The 24,822-nt window shown below is 67.5% G+C and carries 24 protein-coding genes, 2 tRNA genes and 1 riboswitch; of the genes, 21 read left to right on the top strand and 5 right to left on the bottom strand.

Going from position 1 to position 24,822, the window contains the following annotated elements; genetic code table 11:
• Nucleotides 1-91 precede the first annotated feature (91 nt).
• From S2M10_RS10265 to S2M10_RS10255, 3 genes are all read left to right on the top strand, one after another.
• The gene (locus S2M10_RS10265; protein WP_168845969.1) at nucleotides 92-1,264 is read left to right on the top strand and encodes an ATPase, T2SS/T4P/T4SS family; all 1,173 of its coding nucleotides are present in this window, start codon (nucleotides 92-94) and stop codon (nucleotides 1,262-1,264) included.
• A 55-nt stretch (nucleotides 1,265-1,319) separates the two neighbouring features.
• Nucleotides 1,320-1,396: transfer RNA gene (locus tag S2M10_RS10260), tRNA-His, on the top strand.
• A gap of 31 nt (nucleotides 1,397-1,427) precedes the next feature.
• Nucleotides 1,428-2,477 (top strand): Glu/Leu/Phe/Val dehydrogenase, encoded by a 1,050-nt coding sequence (locus tag S2M10_RS10255; protein WP_168845968.1) that lies wholly within the window; start codon nucleotides 1,428-1,430, stop codon nucleotides 2,475-2,477.
• 190 nt (nucleotides 2,478-2,667) lie between these two features.
• On the opposite strand, the gene S2M10_RS10250 is transcribed toward S2M10_RS10255, so the two are convergent.
• Nucleotides 2,668-3,240 (bottom strand): TMEM165/GDT1 family protein, encoded by a 573-nt coding sequence (locus S2M10_RS10250; protein WP_168845967.1) that lies wholly within the window; start codon nucleotides 3,238-3,240, stop codon nucleotides 2,668-2,670.
• Between the two features lie 24 nt (nucleotides 3,241-3,264).
• Nucleotides 3,265-3,432, bottom strand: a riboswitch (yybP-ykoY riboswitch).
• A gap of 109 nt (nucleotides 3,433-3,541) precedes the next feature.
• On the opposite strand from S2M10_RS10250, the gene ccmC reads away from it, so the two are divergent.
• The 8 genes from ccmC to S2M10_RS10215 all read left to right on the top strand — a co-directional run bounded on the left by ccmC (nucleotide 3,542) and on the right by S2M10_RS10215 (nucleotide 9,882).
• Nucleotides 3,542-4,261, top strand: coding sequence for a heme ABC transporter permease CcmC (gene ccmC / locus S2M10_RS10245; protein WP_211090972.1), 720 nt, complete (start codon nucleotides 3,542-3,544; stop codon nucleotides 4,259-4,261).
• Nucleotides 4,258-4,389 carry a hypothetical protein gene (locus S2M10_RS22955; protein WP_282098039.1) on the top strand — a complete coding sequence of 44 codons (132 nt, stop codon included), beginning with the start codon at nucleotides 4,258-4,260 and terminating at the stop codon, nucleotides 4,387-4,389. Before ccmC ends, S2M10_RS22955 begins: the two co-directional genes overlap by 4 nt.
• Nucleotides 4,386-4,820, top strand: a complete 435-nt coding sequence (ccmE, locus tag S2M10_RS10240; RefSeq protein ID WP_168845965.1) for a cytochrome c maturation protein CcmE — start codon at nucleotides 4,386-4,388, stop codon at nucleotides 4,818-4,820. Before S2M10_RS22955 ends, ccmE begins: the two co-directional genes overlap by 4 nt.
• Nucleotides 4,817-6,745 (top strand): heme lyase CcmF/NrfE family subunit, encoded by a 1,929-nt coding sequence (locus S2M10_RS10235; RefSeq protein ID WP_168845964.1) that lies wholly within the window; start codon nucleotides 4,817-4,819, stop codon nucleotides 6,743-6,745. Before ccmE ends, S2M10_RS10235 begins: the two co-directional genes overlap by 4 nt.
• Nucleotides 6,742-7,269: a redoxin family protein gene (locus tag S2M10_RS10230; protein WP_168845963.1), complete on the top strand. Its 528-nt coding sequence runs from the start codon at nucleotides 6,742-6,744 to the stop codon at nucleotides 7,267-7,269. Before S2M10_RS10235 ends, S2M10_RS10230 begins: the two co-directional genes overlap by 4 nt.
• Nucleotides 7,266-7,673, top strand: a complete 408-nt coding sequence (locus S2M10_RS10225) for a cytochrome c-type biogenesis protein (RefSeq protein WP_168845962.1) — start codon at nucleotides 7,266-7,268, stop codon at nucleotides 7,671-7,673. The genes S2M10_RS10230 and S2M10_RS10225 overlap by 4 nt, the downstream gene beginning before the upstream one ends.
• A complete protein-coding gene (locus tag S2M10_RS10220; protein WP_168845961.1) occupies nucleotides 7,670-8,332 on the top strand; it encodes a cytochrome c biogenesis factor-like protein in 663 nt (220 codons plus the stop codon). The genes S2M10_RS10225 and S2M10_RS10220 overlap by 4 nt, the downstream gene beginning before the upstream one ends.
• Nucleotides 8,333-8,412: 80 nt before the next feature.
• Complete coding sequence (locus S2M10_RS10215; protein ID WP_168845960.1) at nucleotides 8,413-9,882, top strand: radical SAM/SPASM domain-containing protein; 1,470 nt, start codon at nucleotides 8,413-8,415, stop codon at nucleotides 9,880-9,882.
• Nucleotides 9,883-9,927: 45 nt separating this feature from the next.
• On the opposite strand, the gene ald is transcribed toward S2M10_RS10215, so the two are convergent.
• Entirely contained in the window at nucleotides 9,928-11,034 is a 1,107-nt protein-coding gene (gene ald / locus S2M10_RS10210; RefSeq protein ID WP_168845959.1) for an alanine dehydrogenase, read from the bottom strand.
• A gap of 135 nt (nucleotides 11,035-11,169) precedes the next feature.
• On the opposite strand from ald, the gene S2M10_RS10205 reads away from it, so the two are divergent.
• The 8 genes from S2M10_RS10205 to trxB all read left to right on the top strand — a co-directional run bounded on the left by S2M10_RS10205 (nucleotide 11,170) and on the right by trxB (nucleotide 20,370).
• Nucleotides 11,170-11,640, top strand: a complete 471-nt coding sequence (locus S2M10_RS10205; RefSeq protein WP_168845958.1) for an Lrp/AsnC family transcriptional regulator — start codon at nucleotides 11,170-11,172, stop codon at nucleotides 11,638-11,640.
• A gap of 168 nt (nucleotides 11,641-11,808) precedes the next feature.
• The gene (locus S2M10_RS10200; protein ID WP_168845957.1) at nucleotides 11,809-13,743 is read left to right on the top strand and encodes a potassium transporter Kup; all 1,935 of its coding nucleotides are present in this window, start codon (nucleotides 11,809-11,811) and stop codon (nucleotides 13,741-13,743) included.
• Nucleotides 13,740-14,252 (top strand): 2'-5' RNA ligase family protein, encoded by a 513-nt coding sequence (locus S2M10_RS10195; protein WP_168845956.1) that lies wholly within the window; start codon nucleotides 13,740-13,742, stop codon nucleotides 14,250-14,252. Before S2M10_RS10200 ends, S2M10_RS10195 begins: the two co-directional genes overlap by 4 nt.
• Before the next feature lie 42 nt (nucleotides 14,253-14,294).
• Nucleotides 14,295-14,371: transfer RNA gene (locus S2M10_RS10190), tRNA-Met, on the top strand.
• Nucleotides 14,372-14,598: 227 nt separating this feature from the next.
• Nucleotides 14,599-17,517: a sensor histidine kinase gene (locus S2M10_RS10185; RefSeq protein WP_168845955.1), complete on the top strand. Its 2,919-nt coding sequence runs from the start codon at nucleotides 14,599-14,601 to the stop codon at nucleotides 17,515-17,517.
• Nucleotides 17,518-17,792: 275 nt separating this feature from the next.
• Nucleotides 17,793-19,040 (top strand): HD-GYP domain-containing protein, encoded by a 1,248-nt coding sequence (locus S2M10_RS10180; RefSeq protein WP_168845954.1) that lies wholly within the window; start codon nucleotides 17,793-17,795, stop codon nucleotides 19,038-19,040.
• 81 nt (nucleotides 19,041-19,121) lie between these two features.
• Nucleotides 19,122-19,259, top strand: coding sequence for a hypothetical protein (locus tag S2M10_RS10175; protein WP_168845953.1), 138 nt, complete (start codon nucleotides 19,122-19,124; stop codon nucleotides 19,257-19,259).
• 139 nt (nucleotides 19,260-19,398) lie between these two features.
• The gene (gene trxB, locus S2M10_RS10170; protein WP_168845952.1) at nucleotides 19,399-20,370 is read left to right on the top strand and encodes a thioredoxin-disulfide reductase; all 972 of its coding nucleotides are present in this window, start codon (nucleotides 19,399-19,401) and stop codon (nucleotides 20,368-20,370) included.
• A gap of 24 nt (nucleotides 20,371-20,394) precedes the next feature.
• Here the strand turns inward: trxB and S2M10_RS10165 are convergent, their stop codons facing one another.
• From S2M10_RS10165 to S2M10_RS10155, 3 genes are read right to left on the bottom strand one after another with little or no spacing between them, the layout of a single operon-like run.
• A complete protein-coding gene (locus S2M10_RS10165) occupies nucleotides 20,395-21,141 on the bottom strand; it encodes an alpha/beta hydrolase (RefSeq protein WP_168845951.1) in 747 nt (248 codons plus the stop codon).
• Entirely contained in the window at nucleotides 21,129-21,770 is a 642-nt protein-coding gene (locus S2M10_RS10160) for a hypothetical protein (protein ID WP_168845950.1), read from the bottom strand. The genes S2M10_RS10165 and S2M10_RS10160 overlap by 13 nt, the downstream gene beginning before the upstream one ends.
• On the bottom strand, nucleotides 21,767-22,024 hold the full coding sequence (locus S2M10_RS10155) for an acyl carrier protein (RefSeq protein WP_168845949.1): 258 nt from the start codon (nucleotides 22,022-22,024) through the stop codon (nucleotides 21,767-21,769). Before S2M10_RS10155 ends, S2M10_RS10160 begins: the two co-directional genes overlap by 4 nt.
• An 88-nt stretch (nucleotides 22,025-22,112) precedes the next feature.
• Here S2M10_RS10155 and S2M10_RS10150 point away from each other — a divergent pair, with 88 nt between their 5' ends.
• Complete coding sequence (locus tag S2M10_RS10150; RefSeq protein WP_211090971.1) at nucleotides 22,113-23,600, top strand: acyl-CoA ligase (AMP-forming), exosortase A system-associated; 1,488 nt, start codon at nucleotides 22,113-22,115, stop codon at nucleotides 23,598-23,600.
• Complete coding sequence (locus tag S2M10_RS10145; RefSeq protein WP_168845948.1) at nucleotides 23,597-24,808, top strand: pyridoxal-dependent decarboxylase, exosortase A system-associated; 1,212 nt, start codon at nucleotides 23,597-23,599, stop codon at nucleotides 24,806-24,808. The genes S2M10_RS10150 and S2M10_RS10145 overlap by 4 nt, the downstream gene beginning before the upstream one ends.
• Nucleotides 24,809-24,822: the final 14 nt, after the last annotated feature.

Raw genomic sequence — 24,822 nt, 5'->3', positions numbered from 1 at the left:
GATGCCAGCGTGACGCGTAACTGTCATAAGGTTGCAGGCCGATCGTCACAAAGTCTGCGTAGCGCGGCGCGGTCCAGCAGGGGGACAGCGAATGCCTATCGATGTAGAACAACATGCCCGCGCCAAGCAGGCCATCACGGGCCCGGCAACAACCGGGCCGGCGCAACTCGACGCGCTGCTCGCCGAAGCCGCCCAGGTCGAGGCGTCGCACCTGCATATCGAGCCCACCGCGAAGGGCGCGACGATCTCGTTGCGCGCCTCCGGGCTTATTCACCCTTTCCGCGCGCTGGGCGACGAGGAAGCCCAGATGCTGGTGACGCAGATCGCCTCTGCCGCCGGGCTTGCGCCCTCCGCCTCGACGGCGCAGCGCGGCACGCTGCGCTGGGCGGGGGAGGCGGTGGACCTGTTCCTGCTGCCGGTCGTGCAAGGCCAGCGCGTCGTCCTTCGGCGGTCGCTGCGCCAGGCGGCGCATCGGGAGCTGGAAGCGCTGGGTATGAGCACGGCGCTGGCGAACGAGACGCGCGCGGTGCTGGAGCGGCCCGGGCTGGTGCTGGTGGCCGCACCTGCCGGTCATGGCCGCAGCACGACGCTGCGGGCGCTGCTGGCGCTTGCGGTTTCGCGAACCCGGCTGGGCCTGGCCGTGGGGCGGGGCGCGATGCCGGAGATGCTGGGTGTCACCTGGGCCGACGCCGCGGCCATGGCCACGGGCGATATGCTGCGCGCCGGGATCGAGCAGGATTTCGACGTGCTGATGATCGATTCGCTGGAAGACCGCGCCGGTGCTGCTGCGGCTGTGCAGGCTAGCCAGGCCGGGCGGCTCGTGCTGGCCGGGATCGAGGCCGCGGATGCCGTGGGAGCGATCCAGCAGATGCGACAATGGCGCGTGGAAGCCTTCCACCTTGCCTCCGCGCTGGGAATGGTTCTGGCGCAGCGGCTCGTGCGGCAGCTATGCGCGGAGTGTCGCGCACCGGAGCAGGCGACCGGATCGGTGTCGGCACTGCTTGGCTTCGATCCCGGGGCGATCGTTTACAGCGCCGCGGGCTGCGCGGCGTGCGACGGCAGCGGCTTTGCCGGCCAGACCGGCGTGTTCGAGGCCATTCGCGGCGACGCGACGATTCGGCGGTTGGTGAATGATGGCGGTGACGCGGCGATTCTCGCGCGCCACGCCTTTATCAGCACGCCCAATCTGGGCTCCGCCGCACGGGCATTGGCGCGCGCGGGCGTGACGACGCCGGAGGAGGCGGTGAGAATTTCGCGCGGATGACGCGTAAGGATCTTGCGCTCCGCTTCGGAGCCCGCTAAGCGCGCACTCCTTCACGGCGACCATAGCTCAATCGGTTAGAGCGCTGGTTTGTGGTACCAGAGGTTGCGGGTTCGATCCCCGTTGGTCGCCCCATTTTCCCCTTCATAGCAGCGCGGATCCATCCATGATCACCGACTGGGGCTTTCCCGATTTCGACGACCACGAGGGCGTTCACCTCTTCTCGGATCGGGCTTCGGGCCTTAGCGCGATCATCGCGGTGCACTCGACGGCGCTAGGTGCTGCGGCGGGCGGCGTGCGCTTTTGGCATTATGCCGATCACCGCGCCGCGATCACCGATGCGCTCCGTCTATCGCGCGGGATGAGCTACAAGAACGCCATGGCCGATCTCCCGATGGGCGGCGGCAAGGGCGTGATCCTGGCCGACAGGCCGGGAGCCGAAGTCACCCAGGCGCAGCTCGAGGCGTTCGGCCGTGCGGTCGAATCGCTCCATGGCCGCTACGTGACCGCCGAGGATGTCGGCATGTCCGAAGCCCGGATGAAAGTTGTCGCGACCCAGACCAAGCACGTCTCGGGCCTCCCGGTGGCGGCAGGCAGCGCCGGCGGCGATCCGGGTCCCGTAACGGCGCGCGGCGTCTATCTCGGTGTCAAGGCGGCGGCGAAGCGTGGCCTTGGTGTAGAGTCGATGGCGGGCGTCCGCGTCGCGATCCAGGGCGTCGGCTCGGTCGGCGGCGGGCTTGCCCGGCTGCTGGCGGCGGACGGCGCAAAGCTGACGCTGGCCGATGTCCATGGCGACCGCGCCAGGGCACTCGCCGCAGAGCTCGGCGCCGAGGCGATCGATGCCGATGCGATCCTGACGCATGAGGCCGATATCCTCAGCCCTTGCGCGCTGGGTGCGATCCTTACCGAACAGTCGATCGCGGCGCTCCAGGTGCGCGTCGTCGCGGGCGGCGCGAACAACCAGCTCGCCACGCGCGAGGACGGGCATCGCCTGCATGCGCGCGGTATTGTTTACGCACCGGATTATGTGATCAACGCCGGCGGCATCATCAACGTCGCGCTCGAATATCTGGGGCAGGGCGACCGTTCCGAGGTCGATGCCCGGGTCGAGAAGATCCCGCTGCGCCTCAACCAGGTGTGGGACGAAAGCGAGGCGACCGGCGATCCGTCGAGCGAAGTCGCTGACCGCATTGCCCAGCGCCTGATCGGCCGGTAATCGTTCAAATCCTCCCCCAGCAGAGCCGGGGAGGGGGCCGTGCGGCATCGCCGGGTGGTGGAGGGGCCGCGCCGCAAGGCGCGGTCTTTTGCATTCCGGGCAACCGCCGGGGTGTCGCGGCCGCCCCTCCGGCATTTGCTGGCGCGAATGGTCCGCCTCCCCTGCGGTCGCAGGGGAGGAATCTACAGTCTTACAGCCACCCGGCCGTCTGCGCGGCGAGCCACAGACCCATCGCGATGAACAGCAGCGCGGCGATGCGATGCACGGTCGTCAGCGGCACGCGGTCGATCACCGCCTTGCCGAGGAACACCGCCGGCACATTGGCGAGCATCATGCCTAGCGTCGTCCCCGCCGTTACCGGCAGCACCGCGTGGAAGCGCGCGCCGAGCGCAACCGTGGCGATCTGGGTCTTGTCACCCATTTCCACGAGGAAGAATGCGATCGCGGTGGTGAGAAACGCCCCGAACCTGGCGGGTTTCGGGGCTTCCTCTTCGTCGAGCTTGTCCGGGATCAGCGTCCAAAGCCCCATCGCGACGAACGAGGCGGCGATCGCGTAGCGGAACCAGGGGCTGTCCAGCAGCCCGGCGACTTCGGCGCCCACCAGGGCGGCGAGGAAATGGTTGGCAAGGGTGGCGACAAGGATGCCGCAGATGATAGGCACCGGCTTCCTGAAGCGGGTGGCGAGCAAGATTGCCAGCAGCTGGGTCTTGTCGCCGATTTCGGCGAGCGCCACGACCAGGGTGGAGGTAAGAAGGGCTTCCAAAACGATTCCAGGCCGGGCGGACGCAAATCCAACGACATCGCACCTCCCCGCCCGGCACGAGCGGAGATGCGACGCCATTGGTCTCGCCCGAACCTCGCGGCTCCGCCTGCGCCATGGCCTCTCGGCCAAGTATGTTGACGCGGGCGCCCGGTGCGCATGGCACCGGCTGGCTACTCCCCAGATGACCGGGGGCGCGTAGCGGAGGCTGCACGGCAATGCAACCCTTCGCGCCAGGCGAACGATGCGATGCAATCGCTGCTTGGAATCGGGGGAGAAACCCGGCTAATCCATCGCGGTGCCGATGCTTCACGCCCTCGCCAACCCGGCGCGCTTCCTCAAGATCGCCCGGCCGCTGACGCCGGCCCTGTTCTGGGTCGGCCTCGCGCTGACGCTGTTCGGCGCCTGGGCGGGGCTGACGCAGACACCCGCCGACTATCTGCAGAAGGACAGCGTGCGCATCCTCTATATCCATGTGCCCACCGCGTGGCTTGGCATGGGCGGGTGGAGCGGGCTGGCGGCGGCGTGCCTCGGCTATCTGATCTGGCGGCATCCGCTGGCCATCGTCGCCGCGCGCGCGATCGCGCCGGTGGGAGCGACCTTCGCGGCGCTGTGCCTGATCACCGGATCGATCTGGGGCCGACCGACCTGGGGCACCTGGTGGGAATGGGACGGGCGGCTGACCAGCATGCTGCTGCTGTTCTTCGTCTATATCGCCTGGATCGCGCTCGCCCGCGCCGACGCCGAGCGGAGCGGCGACGGGCGCATCCCGGCGCTGTTCGGCGTCGCAGGCACGGTGCTGTTGCCCGTCATCCGCTATTCGGTGGTGTGGTGGAACACGCTGCACCAGGGGGAGAGCATCGGGCTTACCCGCAGCAGCATCGATTCTTCGATGCTCTGGCCTTTGTGGTTCACCCTGTCGGGATTCAGCCTGTTGTTCGGCGCGATCGTGCTGATGCGGATGCGCGCGCTGCTCGCCCGGCAGAAGGTCGAAGCCCGGTTGCGGCGGAGGGCGGCGCAATGAATCATTGGTGGTTCGTGACGGCCGCCTATCTGGTGGTGGCGCTCGGCACCGGCGGTCTTGCCGCGGCGAGCTGGCGGGCGATGCGCCGCGCCGAAGCCACCGCGGAAGCGCTGGGGCGGCGCCGGTGAAGGCAAAGCATCAACGGCTGACGCTCGCGCTGCTGGCGGTGGCGGCCATCGTCTGCGCCGCGCTGCTCGCGCTGTCCGCGCTCAAGGACCAGGCGGCGTTCTTCTACGCACCGGCGGACGTCGCGGGCAAACCGTTGCCGCTGGGCAAGGCGGTGCGGCTGGGCGGGATGGTCGAGAAGGGCTCGCTGGTGCGCGCGAAGGACGGCGTTTCGATCGCCTTCAAGGTCACCGACGGCAGGGACGTGGTGCCGGTCCGCTTCCGCGGCGTGACCCCGGACCTGTTCCGCGAGGGATCGGGCGTGGTGGCGGAAGGCCAGTTCCAGCCCGATGGCAGCTTCACCGCCGACAATCTGCTCGCCAAGCATGACGAGCGCTACATGCCGCCGCAAATGGCGGGGAAGATGCACAAGAGCGAGTCGCTGGAGCCATGATCGCCGAAGCCGGGCTTGCGGCGCTGTGGCTCGCCACGGCTTTCGCCATTGCGCAGCTGCTGCTGGGCGCCGCCGCCGCGCGTGCCGGCGACCCAACCGCGTTGCTGCCGGCGGTGCGCAAGATTGCGATGGTTCAGGCGCTGTTCGCGCTGCTCGCCTTCCTGATCCTGGTCCGGCTGTTCGTCACCTCGGACATGTCGGTGCTGCTGGTGGCGGAGAACAGCCATTCGCTGAAGCCGATGCTCTACAAGGTCGCCGGCGCCTGGGGGAACCATGAGGGTTCGATGCTGCTCTGGGTCACCGTCCTGGCGGTCGCCGGGGCCGGCGTCGCGCTGTTCGAGCGGCGGCTGGTGGCGGAGACGCTGTCGGCGACGCTCGCAGCACAGGCGACGATCGCGATCGGTTTCTACGCCTTCCTCGCCTTCGCCTCGAACCCCTTTGCGCGGCTCAACCCCGCGCCGGCGGACGGGCAGGGGCTCAACCCGCTGCTGCAGGACCCCGGCCTCGCCTTCCACCCGCCGACGTTGTATCTCGGCTATGTCGGGCTGTCGGTGGCGTTCAGCTTCGCGGTCGCCGCGCTGCTGATGCGCGACGTGGGCCCCGCCTTCGCCAAGGCGATGCGGCCCTGGGTGCTCGCCGCCTGGATCTTCCTCACCATCGGCATCACGGCGGGCAGCTACTGGGCCTATTACGAGCTCGGCTGGGGCGGCTGGTGGTTCTGGGACCCGGTGGAGAATGCCTCGCTGATGCCCTGGCTCGCGGCAACCGCCTTGCTCCACTCGGTCAACGTGCTGGCGACGCGCGACGGGCTGCGCGCCTGGACGCTGATGCTGGCGGTGGTCGCCTTCTCGATGTCGATGGTCGGCACCTTCCTGGTCCGTTCGGGCATCCTGGTGAGCGTCCACGCCTTCGCCGTGGACCCGACGCGCGGGACCTTCCTGCTCGCGCTGCTCGGCCTCTATATCGGCGGGGCGCTGGCGCTGTTCGGCGCGAGGGTGGGCACGGTGACGCAGGGCGCGACCTTCCAGCTGGTCAGCCGCGAGGCGGCGCTGGTGCTCAACAATCTGCTGCTCAGCGTGATCCTCGGCGTGGTGCTGATCGGCACGCTCTATCCGCTGGTCGCGCAGGCGATGGGGGTGCAGCTCTCGATCGGCGCGCCTTTCTTCGAGAAGACCGCGGTGCCGATCGCACTGTTCCTGATCCTGGGGACGGCCGCGGGGCCGCTGCTGCGCTGGCGGAAGGACTCCGCCCAGGCGCTGCTCTCGCGGCTCACCGTGCCGGTGGCGGTGGCTGGCGTGGCGTTCGCGCTTTTCTTCGCGTTGTCGGGGTTCACCGCGCCGGTCGCGGTGCTGGCCCTGGCCCTTGCCTTCGGGCTGGCTGCCGCCAGCGTGGCGCCCTTGTGGAAGCGCAATCTGCGCCGCACGCCGCTGCCGATCTACGGCATGGTCGTGGCGCATCTGGGCATGGCGGTGAGCCTCGCCGGCATGGCGGCGGACACGCTGTTCAAGCAGGAACGGCTGGCGGCGATCGCGGCGGGTGACAATCTCACCGTCGGCCCGTTCAAGGTCACGCTGGTGGAAGTCCGCCCCGCTCTCGGCCCCAACTGGTCGGCGATGGAGGCGCGGCTGCAGGTCCGGCGGGGGACCGGCGCGCCCTTCGAGCTGCTACCCCAGCAGCGCTTCTTCGCCAATCCGCCGACGACGACCAGCGAGGCTGCGATCGCCACGCTGTGGGACGGGCAGATCTACACCGTGCTCGGCGCGGCGGACGGGGCGGGGCGGTGGCAGCTTCGCCTGTGGTGGAAGCCGTTCGTCACGCTGATCTGGGCGGGAGGCGGCCTGATCGCACTGGGCGGACTCCTATCGCTGCTGGGCCGGATATTGCGGGCGCGTCGCGAAGCGCGCGCGCAGGAGGAATGGGCATGAAGAAGCTGCTGATCTGGCTGCCGCTCGCGCTGTTCGTGCTGGTCTTCGCGCTGGTGGTGAACGGATTGATCGAGCCGAGTGACCGCATCGTCCGCTCGGCGATGATCGGCAAGCCGCTGCCTGCGATGCAGTTGCCCGCCATCGTCGACGGCAAGCCCGGCCTGGACACCGCGCTGTTGCCCAAGGGCAAACCGCGGTTGCTCAATGTCTTCGCCAGCTGGTGCATCCCCTGCGTGGCCGAGGCGCCCCAACTGCTCAAGCTGCGCCAGGCGGGCGCAGAGATCGATGCCATTGCCGTGCGCGATACCGCGCCGGCGCTGCAGGCCTTTCTCGCGCGCAACGGCGATCCCTATACGCGTATCGGCGACGATGCCGCGATGCGGGCGCAGCTGTCGCTCGGATCGTCGGGCGTGCCGGAAACCTTCGTGATCGACGCGCGCGGCGTGATCGTCGACCAGCATGTCGGCGACATCCGCGCCGAGGACGTGCCCCGGCTGCTCGCCGCACTGGAAAAGGCGCGATGAGGCGGAAGCTGCTGCCGTTCGCGTTGCTGCTGGCCGCCCCCGCGCACGCGGACTCGGCGCTGCCGGCGTCGCCGCTCGCCTATACCCAGCTGTCAGACCCCGAGCAGGAAGCGCAGGCCAAGGCGTTGATGGAGACGCTGCGCTGTCTCGTCTGCCAGGGCCAGAGCATCGCCGACAGCGACGCCGACATGGCGGGAGAGATGCGCGCGCTGGTGCGCCAGCGGATTGCTGCGGGCGAGCGCCCCGCCCAGGTCCGTACGTGGCTGATGGAGCGCTATGGCGACTATGTCACCTACGACCCGCCGCTTCGCTGGGCGACCGCGCCGCTGTGGCTGACGCCGCTGGTGCTGCTGGCCTTCGGGCTGCTGATCGCGCGCCGCCTGTTCAAGGGAAAGACGGCATGACGGGTTGGCTTGTCTTTGGGGGCTTCGCGCTAGGCGCACTTGCGCTATTGCTACTCATTCGCTTCCCAAGGCGCTTCTGGACGGTGCCCGCGATGGCGGTGATGCTGGCGGGCGCTGGCTATGCCTGGCAAGGGCAGCCCGGCCTGCCCGATCGCCCGGCCCAAGGCGTCACCAGCGTGCGACCGCTCGATCCCGATCTGATCGCGGCGCGCGAAGGGCTCTTCGGGCGGTTCAACTTCGACTATAGCTACTTCATGGCGGCCGATGCGATGACGCGGGTCGGTTCACCGCAACGCGCCGCGACCGTGATGCTGGGGGCGGTGCGCAAGGCGCCAAATGATCTGGGGCTATGGGCCGGCCTCGGGCTTGCGCTCGCCGAGCATGACGGCGACCAGATTTCCCCCGCTGCCCGCTATGCCTTCGACAGGGCCGAGCAACTCGCGCCCAACCATCCCGGGCCGCCTTTCTATCGCGGCATCGCGCTTGCGCGGTCCGGGGATCTGGCCGCGGCGAGGCAGGCTTGGGGCAGGGCGCTGCGCCTCGTGCCGCCGACGGCCAGTTATCGCAACGAGATGGTTGGTGTGATGCTGAAGCTCGATCCCGGACTCGCGGCGGCGGCGCGATCCGCATTATCCGCAAATCCGTCCGCTGCCCGCTAACACGTCGTTATCCCTCTATATTAGAACCGGTACCGCTCGCCCGCGGTGCTGCACGTTCCAGCGGATACAGGGGTCCGACAATGCACATCCAGAGCGGCAACGCCGCCGACTTCATGCAGCATGGCCTCAGCGACGCCGACCTAGCCGCCTATGCGCAGGCGGAAGACATGCTGTGGGTCATGCTGGAAGATCTGCTCAAGCCGGACGACCGGCCGGAAATCTGGGCCGCGTTCCCGCAGTTCCTGTCTGCGTTGCCGATGTTCTCCCGGGTAGTTCGCAACAGCCACGCCAAGGCTGCCGGCGGTGGCGTGCAGCTTGACGTGCGCGTGGCGATCGCGCTGGAGACACTGCTTGCCATGTGCGAGGCACATGAAGGGGCATTGGACCTCGCGATCGGCCGCCTGACCCGGGTAACGACGCTGCAGAACAACTCGATCATGGCACAGGGCGCGCTGTTCCATGTTCATGGCATGGCTGACCCGGAGAACCCCAAATACAAGCTGGAAGGGCGTTTCTGCGCCAAGCCGTTCCTCGAACTGCACGTCCTGGAGGGCTCCACCCACCAGTGCTGCGCCAGCTGGCTCGACAAGTCCGCCGGCGATCTGAACACCACCCCGTGGGAGCAGGTCTGGAACTCGGAATCGGCGCAGGCCGTTCGTGCCAGCATCCATGACGGCAGCTATCGGCATTGCAACAAGATGGCGTGCCCGGCGATTCAGTCCGGCACGCTGCCGACCAAGGAAGCGGCGGCGGAGCACTGGCCGACGCTGGCGAGCCTGATCACGGACCTGGAAACCGTGATGCCGGCGGGCCCCGAGGACGTGAACCTCGCCTACGACCTTACCTGCAATCTGTCCTGCCCCAGCTGCCGCACCCACAAGATTGCGGCCGACGAGGCGACCCGGCAGCGCTATGACGCGATGCAGGAACGCGCGATCCTGCCGATGCTGCGCGATGCGAAGACGGTGTTCATCACCGGATCGGGCGATCCGTTCGCCAGCAAGAACTTCCGCCGCCTGATGGAAAAGCTTACCCCGGACGAATATCCGGATCTGCGTTTCCGCATCATGACCAATGCCATGCTGTTCACACCGCGCGAGTGGGAGCGCTTTCCGGCACTCCATAAGCGGGTGTTCTCGCTGCAGATCAGCATCGACGGGGCGTCTGCCGCCACGCACGAACTGCTCCGCCGCGGGGCGCGCTGGGAAGTGATGCAGCAGAATCTTCGTTTTGCGGCGGGCTTGCTCGAGCAGGGCCTTATCGAGCGGCTGTCGCTGAGCTTCACCGTCCAGGCCGAGAATTTCCATGAGATGGGCCAGGGCGTCGCGCTCGCGGAGGCGCTCAACGCGACCAGCATCTACTTCGGCAAGATAACCAACTGGGGCACGTTTTCCCCGGCGGAATATGCGGCGAAGGCGGTGTTCCTGCCGGATCACCCGCAATATCAGGCGTTCCTTGCGGCGATGGCGGATCCCCGCCTGCGCTCGCCGCGCGTGCAGCTGGGCAACCTCGTCGAGTTCCTGCCCGAGAGCAGCGCGGTCGCTGCCTGAATGGGATCCCCGCTCGGACCAAGGCCCGAGCGGGGATCCGCCTCTTTAGCCCGCCCAGGCTTCGAACGGCAGGTCGAGCGCGTCGGCGACCGCCTGGTGACGGATCTTGCCGCCCGAGACGTTGAGGCCGTTGGCGAGGTGACGGTCGGCCTTCATGGCGGCTTCCGCGCCGTGGTTGGCGAGCTTCAGCACGAAGGGCAGCGTCGCGTTGTTGAGCGCGAAGGCCGAGGTGCGGGCGACCGCGCCGGGCATGTTGGCCACGCAATAATGGATCACGCCGTCGATCTCGAACACCGGATCGTCATGCGTGGTGGCGCGGCTGGTCTCGAAGCAGCCGCCCTGGTCGATCGCGATGTCGACCAGCACCGAGCCGCGCATCATCGTCTTCAGCATGTCGCGAGTGACGAGCTTGGGGGCCGCGGCACCCGGTACGAGCACCGCGCCGATCACCACCTGCGAGGTGCGCACCGCCTCGGCGATCGCGGCCTTGCTGGCATAGGCGGTCTTGATCTGGCTGCCGAAATGCATGTCGAGTTCGGCCAGGCGCTCGTTGTTAATGTCGTAGATCGTCACGTCTGCGCGCTGGCCGGTCGCCATCTGCGCGGCGTTGATGCCTGACACGCCGCCGCCGAGGATCGCGACCTTGCACGGCGCCACGCCCGGCACGCCGCCGAGCAGTTCGCCGCGGCCGCCCTGTTCCTTCTCCAGATAGTGCGAGGCGACCTGGACCGACATGCGGCCGGCGACTTCGCTCATCGGCTTGAGCAGGGGCAGCGCGCCCGAGTTCGACGTAACCGTCTCATAGGCGATGCAGGTCGCGCCCGACGCCATCAGGCCTTCGGCCTGCGGCTTGTCGGCGGCAAGGTGGAGATAGGTGAACAGCAGGTGGCGCGGCTCGAGCAGCGCGATTTCCTGTGCCTGCGGCTCCTTCACCTTCACGATCATTTCCGAATTGGCGAACACGCTTGCAGCATCCGGGGCGATCTCTGCGCCGACCGCGGTATAGGCAGCGTCGTCGAAATCGATGCCCATTCCTGCCTTGGTCTCGACCAGCACGCTGTGGCCGGCATGAACCAGCTCCGCCACCGAAGCGGGGGTCAGGCCCACGCGATATTCGTGATTCTTGATTTCCTTGGGAACGCCGATGCGCATGGGAACTCTCCTAAATTTTGACGGCTTTTCCTACCGCGAAACATCATCGGAAATCCCTGCAAAGCGCATGCATATCGTCGCGCCGCTTCGCATGGATCTTGCAATTTTTGCCAGTATGCGGGCAATTCATGCACGATGGATCGAATCGACACAGCAATTCTCAAGCTGCTCGCCGCCGACGCGCGCGCCCCTGTCAGCCACATCGCGGCCATGGTGGGACTGTCGCAATCGGCATGCACCCGGCGGATCCAGGGGTTGGAGGCTGGCGGCCTGATCCGGGGCTATGGGGCGCGACTCGACCATCGACGGGTCGGCTTCCGGGTAACGGCGCTGGTCGACATCACGCTCGGCACGCAGGTGGAGGAAGATCTCGCGCATTTCGAACAGGCGGTCGGCGGAATCGACGGTGTGGTCGAGTGCGCCCTGGTCTCGGGCGGGCAGGACTATCGGCTGAAAATCCTGTGCCGCGACCTCGATGATTACGAGCGGCTCCATCGCGAACATCTCGGCCGGCTGCCCGGAGTGGTGACGATCAACAGCAGCTTCGTGCTGCGCGAGGTGCCGACTCGCGGTGAAGGCGATGCCTTGTTCGGCGGTGCGCGGTGACAATCTTGCGCCCCATGGGAACGGGCGGGCGGCTGGTGCGTCTACCGGCCCTGGACACGATAGTTGATAGGGCATGTTGCGCATGCTAACGGCCCGCATCCTGATGATGATGAGAACACAGGTCGCTATGGCCAGGTCGGTTCGCTCCCTTCAGCGTCTGTCGCACCGGTGAACGCCGCCGCGACCGGAGACGCTGCTGCGCTCCTCCCCGATTCGGAACCGCATGGCGGGCATGGCCATCACGGCCAAGACCCGACATGGAAGCTCGCCCTCGGTGCTATCGGCATCGTGTTCGGCGACATCGGCACCAGCCCGCTTTACGCGTTTCGCGAGACCTTCGCGAACGAGCATCACGAGTTGCCGCTCGATACCCCGCATGTGCTGGGTGCGATCAGCCTGATGTTCTGGTCGATGATGGTCGTGGTGACACTAAAATATGTCACGATCATCATGCGGGCGGACAACAAGGGCGAGGGCGGCAGCCTGGCGCTGCTCGCGCTGATCTCGGGCCGCGGCGGCCAGCGTCGCTGGACGCAGGGCATCGTGCTGCTCGGCGTGTTTGCGACGGCGCTGTTCTACGGCGATTCGATGATCACCCCGGCGGTGTCGGTGCTCTCGGCGGTCGAGGGCCTGGCCGTCGCCGCGCCTGGCTTCCACCGGCTGGTGGTGCCGATCGCGGTGGTGATCCTCGTCATGCTGTTCTCGATCCAGCGGACCGGCACGGCGCGCGTGGGCGCCTTCTTCGGGCCGGTGATGATCTTCTACTTCGTCGTCATCGCCACCCTGGGCGTCATCAGCATGGTCCAGACGCCCTATATCCTTCAGGCATTGTCGCCGCACCATGCGGTGCATTTCTTCACGCTCGATCCGCTGCGCGCCTTTCTCGCGCTCGGTTCGGTTGTGCTGGCGGTGACCGGTGCCGAGGCGCTCTATGCGGACATGGGACATTTCGGCCGCAACCCGATCCGCATCTCCTGGCTATGGTTCGTGCTGCCGGCACTGATGATGAACTATATGGGGCAGGGGGCGCTGCTGATCCGCGATGCCGAGGCGCTGCGCAGCCCCTTCTACCTGCTCGCGCCAGAGGCGCTGCGGCTGCCGTTGGTGTTCGTCGCCACCGCCGCGGCGATCATCGCCTCGCAGGCAGTCATCTCCGGCGCCTTCTCGGTGACCCAGCAGGCGATCCAGCTGGGCTTCGTGCCGCGGTTGCGCATCGACCATACCAGCGCCGCGACCGCCGGGCAGATCTACATCCCGGTGATCAACTGGGCGCTGATGATCATGGTGATCCTGCTGGTGCTCAGCTTCCAGACCTCGTCCAACCTCACCGCGGCCTATGGCATCGCCGTCACCGGCGCGATGCTGATCGACAATTGCTTGCTGGCCGTGGTGTTGTTCAACCTGTGGCACTGGAAGAAGCGCTATGCGATTCCGTTGCTGGCCGTGTTCTTCACCGTCGATCTCGCGTATTTCGCGGCGAACCTGACCAAGGTGCCGGACGGCGGCTGGTTCCCGCTGATGGCGGGCTTCATCATCTTCACCCTGCTCACCACTTGGGCCAAGGGGCGCAAGCTGATGATCGCCCGGCTGCGCGAAAGCGCGATGCCGATCCAGATCTTCATCGAATCGGCCGCCAATGCGGCAACCCGGGTGCGCGGCACGGCGGTGTTCATGACCTCGACGCCGGACGGGGTGCCGCACGCGCTGCTCCACAACCTCAAGCACAACAAGGTACTGCACGACCGGGTGATCCTGCTCACCGTCAAGATCAGCGACGTGCCCTATGTGCCCGAGGAGAAGCGCATGATGGTCGAGGATCTCGGCAAGGGCTTTCACCGCATGATTCTCTATTATGGCTTCATGCAGGAAGCGGACGTGCCGGCGGCGCTCAAGTCGGTCGATGCCTGCGGGGCCGAGTTCAAGATGATGGAGACCAGCTTCTTCCTGGCCCGCCAGACGCTGCTGCCCTCCTCGCGGCCGGGAATGATGCTGTGGCGCGAGAAGCTGTTTGCCTGGATGCTGCGCAACGCCGAAAGCGCGATGGAGTTCTTCCGCCTGCCGACCAACCGCGTGGTCGAGCTGGGCAGCCAGGTCGAGATTTGAGCGCGACGCCTGCGCCGCTGATCGTCACCGCGCTGTTCGGCAGGCAGGACCAGGCCTGGTTCGATTCGCTGCGCCGCGCGCATTTTCCGCCCGAGCGCAACCAGCTGGACGCGCACCTTACATTATTTCATCATCTGCCCCCCTCCGTGGCGGAGGAACTGAAGCATCGCCTGAGCCAGGAAACGCGCGGTGTTCGCGCGCCGCGAGCGCGTGTCAGCGGATTGATGTCGCTCGGGCAGGGCGTGGCGTACCGAATCGAGGCGCCGGAGCTCGACGCGATTCGCGCCGGGCTGTTGGCGGCGTTCGCCGGCCTGCTCACGCCGCAAGATGCGGGGCGCTGGCGCCCGCATGTGACCGTCCAAAACAAGGTGCGCCCCGTTCTTGCCAAGGCCCTGCTAGGCGTGCTGGAGGCCGATTTCGCGCCGAAAACCGTCGAAATATCCGGTCTCGCCAGCTGGTGGTATCGCGGCGGACCATGGGAATTGCATTCCCGCCACATGTTCGCTTGACGGATCGCGCACACCGCAATAGATGGCCCGCTCTCGCTTCGGGGCGGAGTAGCTCAGTTGGTTAGAGCAGCGGAATCATAATCCGCGTGTCGGGGGTTCAAGTCCCTCCTCCGCTACCAGCGTCGCAGTTCGGATGGACTGCCGCGCAGGTGGTTTGCCGATTGCGAGTGCCGGCCAAAGGCCGGTCTCGCTGCCTCCCCGATCCGTTGCGGTCAGCATAACGTCGCAAGAGGGTGCGCCTGGCATCTTCCTCTCGCGTCCAGGCTCGCGCCTCGTCGACCTCTGGTGACCTTGCGACGCGCCTCTTCGCAGGGCACGAGATCGCGAAGGAGGCCATACGCGAACGATGCTGCGCAGACATATCTGGTGGAGGGTGCTGGCATCGGCGGGCCTCGTCGCCGCGCCGGTCTGCGCGCAGGCGCCGCAGCAGCGCAGCCTCGATCAGTATAATCTGCGGGCCTGGACCCTGGTAGACGGCGCCCCGCCGGACATATGGGCGCTTGCCCAGACTCGCGATGGGTTCCTGTGGCTTGGTACGGGCGCGGGCCTCTATCGGTTCGACGGCAACACGTACGAGCTGATCACGCCCATGCGCGGCCGTTTCCCGTCGCGCAACATCACCGCCTTGCTCGCCGACGCGGACGGCAGCCTGTGGATTGGCTATTTCGACGGACAGGTCGCGCAGTTCGGCGGCGGCAGCGTCCGCAGAATCGGCGGCCCCAACGCCATTGTCGAGCAGTTCGCGCGCGAGCCGGACGGGACGATCTGGGTGGCGATGACCGGTCTGGAAGGCGGGCTGTTCCGCGTCGGCGGGAAGGGGCTCATCCGTGTCGGCGAGGATAGGGGAATCCCCGCCGGTCGGGTCTTCAGCGTCATCGCCGGGGCGGACGGAGCGATCTGGGCAGCGACGGAGCACGATATCCGGGTGCTTCGCCCGCGAGCTGCACGATTCGAGATCGTCGCTCGTGCGCCGCACCGCACCCGACTGGCGTTGGCGCCGGACGGACAAGTCTGGGCATCGGGCGATCCTGCGGTCGCAACCGCTGCCCGTGCGGCGGGCTTGCGTATTGCGCCGCTGGCCCTCGGCTTGCGGCCGCCCGCCGCCGATCGGATGCGCTTCACGCAGGACGGGACGCTGTGGCGGACGTTGTTCGCCGGCGGGGTGCTGCAGACCAGAAGCGTGGGCGGGGAACGTGGCCCCCCGGCATTTACCCGGCTCACGACGAAGCAGGGTCTGCCCTCGCTCGTCGCGGTGCCGCTGCTGGAGGATCGCGAGGCCAATCTCTGGATCGGCACCAATCTCGGCTTGTTCCGCCTGCGGCCGGTAAGCGCAGCAACCGCGCTGCGCGTCGACGACAAGGTGCTGGGGGGCTTCGAACTCGCGGTGACGCAGGACGGCACCGTCTATGCGGCAAACCCGCATAATCTCTACCGCGCTCGTCCCGGCGAGCCGCTGCGCTGGCTGCGCAGGTTCGATCAGGTGATCCACATGATCGAAGCGGATGGCGCCGATCTGATCGTGGCGCTTCCCGAGGCGTTGTTGCGCTTGCGGCGCGACGGCTTCACCGCGATTCGTACGCCGCCGCTTCCCGGCCCCGCGGTGAGTTGGGGGCGGCATGGGGAGGCGCGGTGGATCTCGGTAGAGGATGTCGGTGCGTTTCGGCTGGCGGGAAACCGTTGGCACCCACTCGAGGCGACCGATCAGCCTGCTGCCCGGATGTACGCCGCATCGGGTGTAGGCGGCGAAGGCTGGTTCTACGGCCGCGATCGGCTGTATCGACGCGACCATAGCGGGCTTCGCGCCGTCCCGGGTGACGGGATCGGCGGCATCGCGATGGTGTCGACAGGGCCGGCCGGAACCCTGGTGGGCGGCGAGCTCGGGCTCGGCCGAGTCGAGCAGGGGCGCCTGCGTGCGCTTTCGGATGACCGAATACCCGACCTCGGCGGCATCACCGGCATTGCACAGACGCCCGACGGATCGGTTTGGATCAACGGCGTACGCGGGTTGGTGCAGACCAGCAAGACGGCGCTGGACCGGGCCTTCGCCGACCCGAACGCACCCCTGCAGCACCAGCTCTTCACCGCGGCGGACGGGCTGCCTGGCGTCGCCCAGCAGGGGTCGCAGAAAAGTACGGTGATCCGCGGCGGCGACGGCCGCATCTGGGTGGCGGACAATGTCGGTATCGGCTGGATCGATCCGGCGCGCATCGTCCACAACAGGCTGCCGCCGCCGGTGTCGATCCTGCGACTCACCGCCAATGATCGCAGCTATGCGGCGCCGCGGGATGTCGCTTTGCCGCCCGGCACGGCCAATCTGCGGATCGCCTATACCGCGCTGAGCCTGGCGGAGGCGGAACGCGTGCGCTTCCGCTACCGGCTGATTGGCGTCGATCGGGACTGGATCGACGCGGGTACCGCACGCGAAGCCTATTACGCCAATCTCGGGCCGGGCAGCTGGCGTTTTCAGGTGATCGCCGCCAACAATGACGGCGTGTGGAACAGGCAGGGCGCGACCCTGACCGTTACCATCGCGCCGCGCTTCTATCAGACATGGTGGTTCCGGCTGCTGGCCCTGGGTGCCGGTGCGGGCGCGCTGTGGCTGCTCTATGTCTGGCGGCTGCGAGAACAGCTGGCGCGGACACGGGCGCGTGCCGAAGCCAAGCTGGCCGAACGCGAGCGCATCGCGCGCGAACTGCACGACACGCTGCTCCAGAGCATGCAGGGCCTGATACTGCGCTTCCAGGCGGCCGCCTATGCCACCGAGCCGGGATCGCGCGCGCACGCCATGATCGACGGTGCCCTGGAGCGTGCCGACGACGTCATGCTGGAAGCGCGCGACCGTGTGCTGGCGCTGCGCCGGATCAGCGGCCCGGGCGATCCGCAACCGTTGATCGACGAACTTTCCCGCTGCATGGAGGAGGAAGGGCTGATCGTGACGGTCACCCGCGAAGGCCCGCCGCTGCGCTTCCCGCCGGAGATGCTCGAGCAGATCGCCGCGATCGTGCGCGAGGCGCTCGCCAATATACGCAAACATGCGGGGACGCGGCTGGCGCAGATACGGGTGGAAAGTCGCGAGGGCTGGCTCCGCATCGCCGTCGAGGATCGCGGGCGCGGCATCCCGACGGAGGTCATCGAGGCGGGCGGTCGACCGGGTCATTTTGGATTGCGCGGCATGCACGAACGCGCCGACGACTTGGGCGCGACGCTGGAGGTTCTCCGCGGGGACCCGATCGGCACGACAGTCCGGCTTACCGTGGAACGTTGACGGGTGGGGCCGCGCTCTCGGCTACAGGCAAGGGCCCCAAATTATCCTGAGTAGCAGATGCGACAATGGGGGCGCGTTCCGCCTCGACGCCCCGGGTCGGAATAGTAAAGCCTGCCGCATCCATTAGTTTTTGGCTAAGGCTGTTCGAACATGGTCGATTAGGCACCTATACTTAGGCTGACGTTCAGGTGCAGAACGTGCGGGAGACTGGGTAACGTGGCAGGGGAGGGGCGCTCTTTCGGAGTGCCGCAATCGGCGGAAGAGGGGCGCGAGCGATGGCGGCGCTGAAAACGGTTCCATCTGCGGATGTCCGACTGGGGATGTTCATCCATGGCTTCGAAGGCTCATGGTGGGAGCACCCCTTCTGGCGCACGCGGTTCCTCCTGACCGATCTGCAGGACCTTCAGAAGCTTCGCGCGTTTCGCGGCGGCGTGATCATCGATGTGGCCAGATCGCAGGCAGCCCCGGCAGCGAGCGTCGACGCGCCCATGGAAAATGACGAGGCTAAACCTGTCCCTGCGGCCTCGTCGATGACGCTTGGTGAAACCGATGCGGCGGCGGCACGTGCGAAGGCCAGCTTCTCCTTGGAACAGGCCCGGGCCGCCGCCCTCGTTGCAGGAGCGTTCGAGACCGTGCGCGGCACCTTCGACGATGTGCGCCTTGGCCGCGCCATCGCTCGCGAGAAGGTAGCCGCGCTTGTCGACGACATTGCCGGCCAGCTCGACCGGAACGCATCGGCTCTGTTCCGTGTGCTGCAGCTGAAGAGCAAGCATCAATATACCTACCTCCATTCTGTCGCCGTCTGCACGCTGATGGTCAATCTGGCCCGGCACCTGGGAATGGACGAGGAAGATGTCCGCGCCCTGGGTCTCGCGGGCCTGCTGCACGACGTCGGCAAGGTGGCCATTCCCGATTCCGTGCTGGACAAGCCAGGCCGCCTTTCCGCCGAGGAGTTCGCCTTGGTGCGCGAACATCCAGAGCGCGGCATGTCACTGCTGCAGGAAGACCCGACCATGCCTGCGCTGGCAATGGAGGTGTGCCTGCACCATCACGAACGCTGGGACGGCACGGGCTATCCGCATGGGCTGAAGGAGGAGAATATCAGCCTGCCCGCGCGGATGGGCGCGATCTGCGACGTGTACGACGCGTTGACCTCCCACCGATCGTACAAGCGCGCATGGCTGCCGGCGCGCGCTCTCGATGCGATGTGGGGCTGGGAGGGGCATTTCGATCGGGAACTGCTGTTCCAGTTCATGCGGAGCATCAACCTGTATCCACCCGGGCTGCTGGTGCGGCTGGCTTCCGACCGACTGGCGCTGGTGCTGCACAATGGCGAACGTGCGACGCGAACCCGGCTGCTGGTCTTCTACTCCTTTGCCGATGCCGCACCGACAGAGCCGAAGACGCTCATCTTTACCGGTGAGGGGAAAGAGGATGCCGTCATCGGCTTCCTCGATCCAGCCGACGCGCCCATGGCGATCCCCGACCTGGATTTGTACCCGCCGCACCCTGTAACAAATTAGGCATAATACCGGAACGGCGCGGCCGACCCGATCGTCTATAACGAACAATAGGAAGAGGGTTGCTTGAACGGAGTTGCGTAGATGCGTGCATTACATGAGTTGCCGCCGGAGCAGGTTGAAGGCCGCGGTGTCGATCCCGCCGCATCGCGCAGCCTGTTGCTCATGGCGATGGGAAGCGTGTTGTTCTGGGCGAGCGTCGCGGTCTGGATCCTGCGCTGATCGCTGCCAAGTTCGTCTTGGCGGGATGACAGCTTTTCCGTTCCGGCGCGGCGTTGCAGATATGCCCCGCGACGCCATGTTGCTTCCGACGATGCCCTGTCTCTAGAAGCGGCATCGAAGATTCGTCGGAAAGCAGAGCATGACCGCCACCCATTCTACCCGCATGTTGATCCTGGGCTCGGGCCCCGCCGGCCTCTCGGCCGCCATCTATGGCGCGCGCGCGGGCCTCGCCCCCATCGTCGTCCAGGGCATCCAGCCCGGTGGCCAGCTGATGACCACCACCGATGTCGAGAATTATCCCGGTTTCCGCGAGGTGATCCAGGGCCCGTGGCTGATGCAGGAGATGCAGGCCCAGGCCGAGCATGTCGGCGCGCAGATGATGTGGGACACGATCGTCGAGGTCGATGTCAGCCAGCGTCCGTTCCGCATGGTCGGCGACGGCGGCACCGTCTACACCGGCGATACGCTGGTGATCGCCACCGGCGCGCAGGCGCGCTGGCTGGGCCTCGATTCGGAAGAGCTGCTCAAGGGCAGGGGCGTCAGCGCCTGCGCGACCTGCGACGGCTTCTTCTTCCGCGGCAAGAAGGTGGCGGTGATCGGCGGCGGCAACACCGCGGTCGAGGAAGCGCTGTACCTCACCAACCACAGCCATGACGTGACGCTGATCCACCGCCGCGATTCGCTGCGCGCCGAAAAGATCCTCCAGCAACGCCTGTTCGCCAACGAGCGGATCACCATGGCCTGGAACAAGGAAGTCTCCCGCTTCATCGGCGGCGGCCAGCCCGAGGGCCTCGTCGGCATCGAGCTGAAGGATACGGTGACCGGCGAGCTCTCCACGCTGGAGGTAGACGGCGGCTTCGTCGCGATCGGCCACCATCCGGCGACCGAGCTGTTCCGCGGCCATATCGCGCTGGACGACGACGGCTATATCCAGGTCGAGAAGGGCACGACCAACACCAGCGTGCCCGGCGTGTTCGCCTGCGGCGACGTGATGGACAAGCACTACCGCCAGGCGATCACCGCCGCAGGTACCGGCTGCATGGCAGCGCTCGATGCCGAGCGCTTCCTGGCCGCAGCCGATTTCGAGACGGTGGCCCAGGCGGCTGAATAGAACGTTCCGCCGAGCAAGCGACGGTCAGGGCGCGCGCTGCTCGGCGAGCGCCTCGATCACCCGCTCGTACAGCCAGGCCTTGTCGGTGGTGCCGGCGAAGACGTGGCTGGCGGTGTCGAACTGCTTGCGGCGGACGCGCGTTCCGGCGGCGGCAAAGGCCGGCTTGTGCAGAAACTCGGCGAAATCTGCGGCGATCTTGTCGCGTGTGGCGAGCAGCACCGTCATCGGCACCTCGGCGCCGGTGATTGCCGCCGCCAGTTCGCTGCCGAGGCCGACTTGCGTCACCTGCCTGCGCACCGCGACCCGCTCGATCATCTGGCGCATCCAGCCGCGACCGGGTTCGGCTTCCTCGGGTTCCTCCGGCGCGGCCGGCGGTCCGACGATTACCGGGTTGGCGAGCAGCAGCGCGTCGATCCGCGCTTGGGCATGGAACAGCGCCAGCGCCGTCGCGCCGTCACCATTGCCGAAAGCGATCACGCGGCGCAGCTTCGCCTCGCGTCGGAAGATGCCGGCAGCCGCGACAATGTCCGGCGCGCTTTCCAGGAAGCCGAGATTGCTGCCCGCCGAATCGCCGATGCCGCGGCGATCGAAGCGAAACACCGGATAGCCTGCCGCGGCGATGCGGTGTGCCAGTTGCGACATGCTGCGATGCGGGCCGCTGCGGATCTCGTTCCCTCCGGAGACGATCAGCAAGCCGGTGCTCCCCGACGCGCTGTCCAGCGTGCCGACCAGCATGTCGCCCAGGCAAGGGAAACCGATCAGGCTTCGCACATCCGCACCCAAGCGGCGAGATCGTCTGCAAGCAGTGTGGCGAGCGCGACGTCGTTGTCCGGGCTCGGCTCACGCCACAACGGGCGACCGGGGACGAGGCGGTCGGCCGGGCGGGTGTCGCCTTCCAGGCGGAGCGTGCGCGCCGGCTCGACATGGCAATCGGGCAATTCGTCGAGGAAGGTGTCGGGCAGGCGATGGCCGCCATAGCCGGGGGCACCCCCGGTGCGGTGAATGCGGCGCAACGCGCGCAGGAGGGCGTCGCCCGGCTGTGGCGCGAAGTGCCAACGGTGGCGGATCACAACGCTGCCGTCGAACAGCGCGCCGCTGCGAAGGGCCATGGAATAGGCCCGGCCGCCCGCGGTGCGTGCCGCGGCGGCAAAACCCGCCCGCAAGTCCGAAATGGCGATGCGTTCGCTGGGGATCAGGCTTTCGCCGGTGCCGGGAAGCTCGGGCAGCACGCCCGCAATCCTGTGTTTCTCGGCAAGCGATCGCAAGATCGTGGCGGCGAATGCGCGCATGCGGTTCGCCTCCTCGAACAGCGGCAATGCCGCGATGACAACCGGGCCGCTGCCGGGACCGAAGCGTAGCATCGCTTCGCGGCCGCCTGCCCAGTCATAGGGTTCGATCACCCCAATACCTTTTGTGCGGCGAAACGGGTGAGCGTGCCGAAGCTTTCCAGCATCTCGCCATCCACCTCATCATCCTCGATCAGGATGCCCAGCCGGTCCTCGATCTCGGTGAGCACGCCGGCCACCGCCAGCGAATCCAGCTCTGGCAGCGCGCCGAACAGGGGAGTATTCTCGTCGAAAGCAGCAACGCGATCGTCGCTCAACCCCAGCACGTCGCGCAGCACGCCGCGGACGGTGGTTTCGATGTCGAGCATGGCTTCAGGCCGCAATGGGGTTCCCCTGCAAGAAATTTGCGCTTCCGTAAGGCTTGGCGGCGGCGCTGCCAAGACTATGGGTGGTGGCATGATCGCGCTGGATCCTACCCCGCATCTTATAGACGCGTTGCCGCTGCGTGGCGCGCCGGACGCCGTTGCTCTGGAGGACAAGGCAGGCTCGCTGACCTATGCCGAGCTCGAGGCGGCGGTCGGCGGCATGGCGCAGGCGCTGGCCGCGCACGGGCTGGAGCCTGGCGAGCGGGTGGCGAGCTGGCTGCCGAAGACGCGCGCCGCCTGTTTGTTGCCGCTCGCCGCGCCACGCGCCGGCCTCGTCCATGTGCCGATCAACCCGGCGCTCAAGCGCGCGCAACTCGCCCATATTCTGACGGACAGCGGCGCCCGGGTGCTGGTGACCCAGCAAGCCCGGCTGGCGGCGCTCGAGACGGGCGACGTGCCCGCCGAGTGCCGGATCCTTACCGAGGCGGAACTGGCCGGCACCGGCAGCCTGCCGCCGGCGCGAGGCGATGCCGATGCGCTGGCGGCGATCCTCTACACCTCGGGTTCCACCGGGCGGCCGAAGGGGGTGATGCTGAGCCACGCCAATCTATGGCTCGGAGCCATCAGCGTCGCGCATTACCTGAAGCTCGTGCCCGAGGATCGCGTCCTGGCCGTGCTGCCGCTTAGCTTCGACTACGGCCAGAACCAGCTCTTCTCGACTTGGGCCGCGGGCGCGCGGGTGGTGCCGCTCGACTATCTCACCGCGCGCGACGTGGTGAAGGCGGTGGCGCGTTTCGGAATCACGACGCTGGCGGGGGTGCCGCCGCTGTGGGTGCAGTTGCTGGAAGCGGACTGGCCTGCGGACACTGCGGCCTCGCTCCAGCGGCTTACCAACTCGGGCGGCGCGCTCACCCGGCCGCTGGTGCAGGGGCTGCGCAGCCGGTTCGCCCAGGCCGACCTCTATCCAATGTACGGCCTCACCGAGGCATTTCGGTCGACCTATCTGGATCCCGCACTCGTCGACACGCACCCCGAATCGATTGGTCGCGCGATCCCCTTTGCCGAGATCCTGATCGTCGATGCCGGGGGGCGGCGGGCGGCGCAGGGCGAACTCGTCCATGCCGGCCCGCTGGTCGCCAAGGGCTATTGGCGCGATCCGGAGCGGACGGCGCTGCGCTTTCGTCCGGCACCCGCCTTTGCCGAGCATCCGGGCTTGGCGGTATGGTCCGGGGATACGGTGGCGGAGGACACCGCTGGACTGCTGCGCTTCGTCGGTCGCGACGACGAAATGATCAAGTCTTCGGGCAACCGGATCAGTCCGACCGAGATCGAGGAAGCAGTGGTAGCTGGCGGTGAGACCAGCGAGGCGGTGGCGTTCGGCATCCCGGACGAGCGGCTCGGCCAGGCGATCCTCGTGATCGCGCGTGGGGATGGTAGCCGCGAGGCCGACCTGCGCGAGCGGCTGCGGCGCGAGCTTCCCAGCTTCCAGCAGCCGGCACGCTATGTCTGGCGGACGCGCTTGCCGCGCAACGCCAATGGCAAGCTCGACCGGTCCGGGCTGAAGACGGAGATCCTATGAACGCCAAACCCACCGGGCCCATTCCCGCCGACTATGCCGGGCAGCCCGACCTGCAGGTCGCCGGCCGCAACGCCGCCGACTGGGCGGAAGCGGGCACGCCGCTCTATCTGTACGACGCGGGCGCGGTGCACGCGCGGATTGCGCGGTTTCGGGCGGCGATGCCAAAGCAGGTTGCGCTGCACTATGCGATCAAGGCCAATCCCTTGCCTTCGCTGATCGCTGCCATTGCGCAGCATGTCGACGGGATCGACGTCGCCTCGGCAGGCGAGATGGACAAGGCGCGCGCGGTGATGGACGCCTCGGCGATCAGCTTCGCCGGCCCCGGCAAGCGCGACATGGAGCTGGAAGCTGCGATCCGCGCCGGGGTCACGCTCAACCTTGAGTCGGAGGGCGAAGCCGAACGCGCATTGGCGATCGGCGAACGGCTGGGCATCGCGCCGGGGCTGGCGGTGCGGGTGAATCCGGATTTTGAGCTGCGGGGCTCCGGCATGAAGATGGGCGGCCGTGCTTCGCCCTTCGGGGTCGACGCTGCGCGGGTGCCCGCACTCGTCCGGCGGCTGATCGCCGGGGGCGCGGTCTGGCGCGGCTTCCACATCTATGCCGGCTCGCAGGCGCTCTCGGCCGAGGCGGTGATCGAGACCCAGGCGGCCACCATCGGCCTCGCCGCACGGTTGGCGGACGAAGCCGGCACGCTTCCGCCGCTGGTCAATCTCGGCGGCGGCTTCGGCATCCCCTATTTCCCGGGCGACCTGCCGCTCGACGTCGAGGCGGTCGGCGCGGCGCTGGCAAACGAACTGGACCGGCTCGACACCCACTATGCCATTGAGCTCGGCCGCTGGCTGGTGGGCGAAGCCGGCATCTATCTCGCCCGCGTGGTCGACCGCAAGGAAAGCCAAGGCGAGACCTTCCTCGTCGTTGACGGTGGGCTCCACCATCATCTCGCCGCCACGGGCAATTTCGGCACCGTCGTGCGCCGCAACTACCCGATCGCCGTCGCGCACCGGATGCAGGACGCGCCCGAGGAAGTGGTGACCGTGGTCGGTCCGCTCTGCACGCCGCTCGACCGGCTGGCGGACCGCGTTGCGCTGCCGCACGCCGAGGTGGGCGACCTGATCGCGATCTTCGCCTCCGGCGCGTACGGTGCCAGCGCCAGCCCACAGGCATTTCTCGGCCATCCGCCGGTTCGCGAGCTTCTGGCAGGGGTCTGACGCCTAACGCTAAA

Origin of the sequence: Sphingomonas sp. S2M10, from assembly GCF_012650175.1 — a bacterium.
GTDB lineage: Bacteria > Pseudomonadota > Alphaproteobacteria > Sphingomonadales > Sphingomonadaceae > Sphingomonas.
This window is presented reverse-complemented; position numbering and strand designations above follow the sequence as displayed.

What these genes read in the sequence shown, in the direction of transcription:
- S2M10_RS10265 (WP_168845969.1), top strand. Translation starts at nt 92, where the DNA reads ATGCCTATCGATGTAGAACAACATGCCCGCGCCAAGCAGGCCATCACG.
- S2M10_RS10255 (WP_168845968.1), top strand. Translation starts at nt 1,428, where the DNA reads ATGATCACCGACTGGGGCTTTCCCGATTTCGACGACCACGAGGGCGTT.
- ccmC (WP_211090972.1), top strand. Translation starts at nt 3,542, where the DNA reads ATGCTTCACGCCCTCGCCAACCCGGCGCGCTTCCTCAAGATCGCCCGG.
- S2M10_RS22955 (WP_282098039.1), top strand. Translation starts at nt 4,258, where the DNA reads ATGAATCATTGGTGGTTCGTGACGGCCGCCTATCTGGTGGTGGCGCTC.
- S2M10_RS10235 (WP_168845964.1), top strand. Translation starts at nt 4,817, where the DNA reads ATGATCGCCGAAGCCGGGCTTGCGGCGCTGTGGCTCGCCACGGCTTTC.
- S2M10_RS10230 (WP_168845963.1), top strand. Translation starts at nt 6,742, where the DNA reads ATGAAGAAGCTGCTGATCTGGCTGCCGCTCGCGCTGTTCGTGCTGGTC.
- S2M10_RS10225 (WP_168845962.1), top strand. Translation starts at nt 7,266, where the DNA reads ATGAGGCGGAAGCTGCTGCCGTTCGCGTTGCTGCTGGCCGCCCCCGCG.
- S2M10_RS10220 (WP_168845961.1), top strand. Translation starts at nt 7,670, where the DNA reads ATGACGGGTTGGCTTGTCTTTGGGGGCTTCGCGCTAGGCGCACTTGCG.
- S2M10_RS10215 (WP_168845960.1), top strand. Translation starts at nt 8,413, where the DNA reads ATGCACATCCAGAGCGGCAACGCCGCCGACTTCATGCAGCATGGCCTC.
- ald (WP_168845959.1), bottom strand. Translation starts at nt 11,034, where the DNA reads ATGCGCATCGGCGTTCCCAAGGAAATCAAGAATCACGAATATCGCGTG.
- S2M10_RS10205 (WP_168845958.1), top strand. Translation starts at nt 11,170, where the DNA reads ATGGATCGAATCGACACAGCAATTCTCAAGCTGCTCGCCGCCGACGCG.
- S2M10_RS10185 (WP_168845955.1), top strand. Translation starts at nt 14,599, where the DNA reads ATGCTGCGCAGACATATCTGGTGGAGGGTGCTGGCATCGGCGGGCCTC.
- S2M10_RS10180 (WP_168845954.1), top strand. Translation starts at nt 17,793, where the DNA reads ATGGCGGCGCTGAAAACGGTTCCATCTGCGGATGTCCGACTGGGGATG.
- S2M10_RS10175 (WP_168845953.1), top strand. Translation starts at nt 19,122, where the DNA reads ATGCGTGCATTACATGAGTTGCCGCCGGAGCAGGTTGAAGGCCGCGGT.
- trxB (WP_168845952.1), top strand. Translation starts at nt 19,399, where the DNA reads ATGACCGCCACCCATTCTACCCGCATGTTGATCCTGGGCTCGGGCCCC.
- S2M10_RS10155 (WP_168845949.1), bottom strand. Translation starts at nt 22,024, where the DNA reads ATGCTCGACATCGAAACCACCGTCCGCGGCGTGCTGCGCGACGTGCTG.
- S2M10_RS10150 (WP_211090971.1), top strand. Translation starts at nt 22,113, where the DNA reads ATGATCGCGCTGGATCCTACCCCGCATCTTATAGACGCGTTGCCGCTG.
- S2M10_RS10145 (WP_168845948.1), top strand. Translation starts at nt 23,597, where the DNA reads ATGAACGCCAAACCCACCGGGCCCATTCCCGCCGACTATGCCGGGCAG.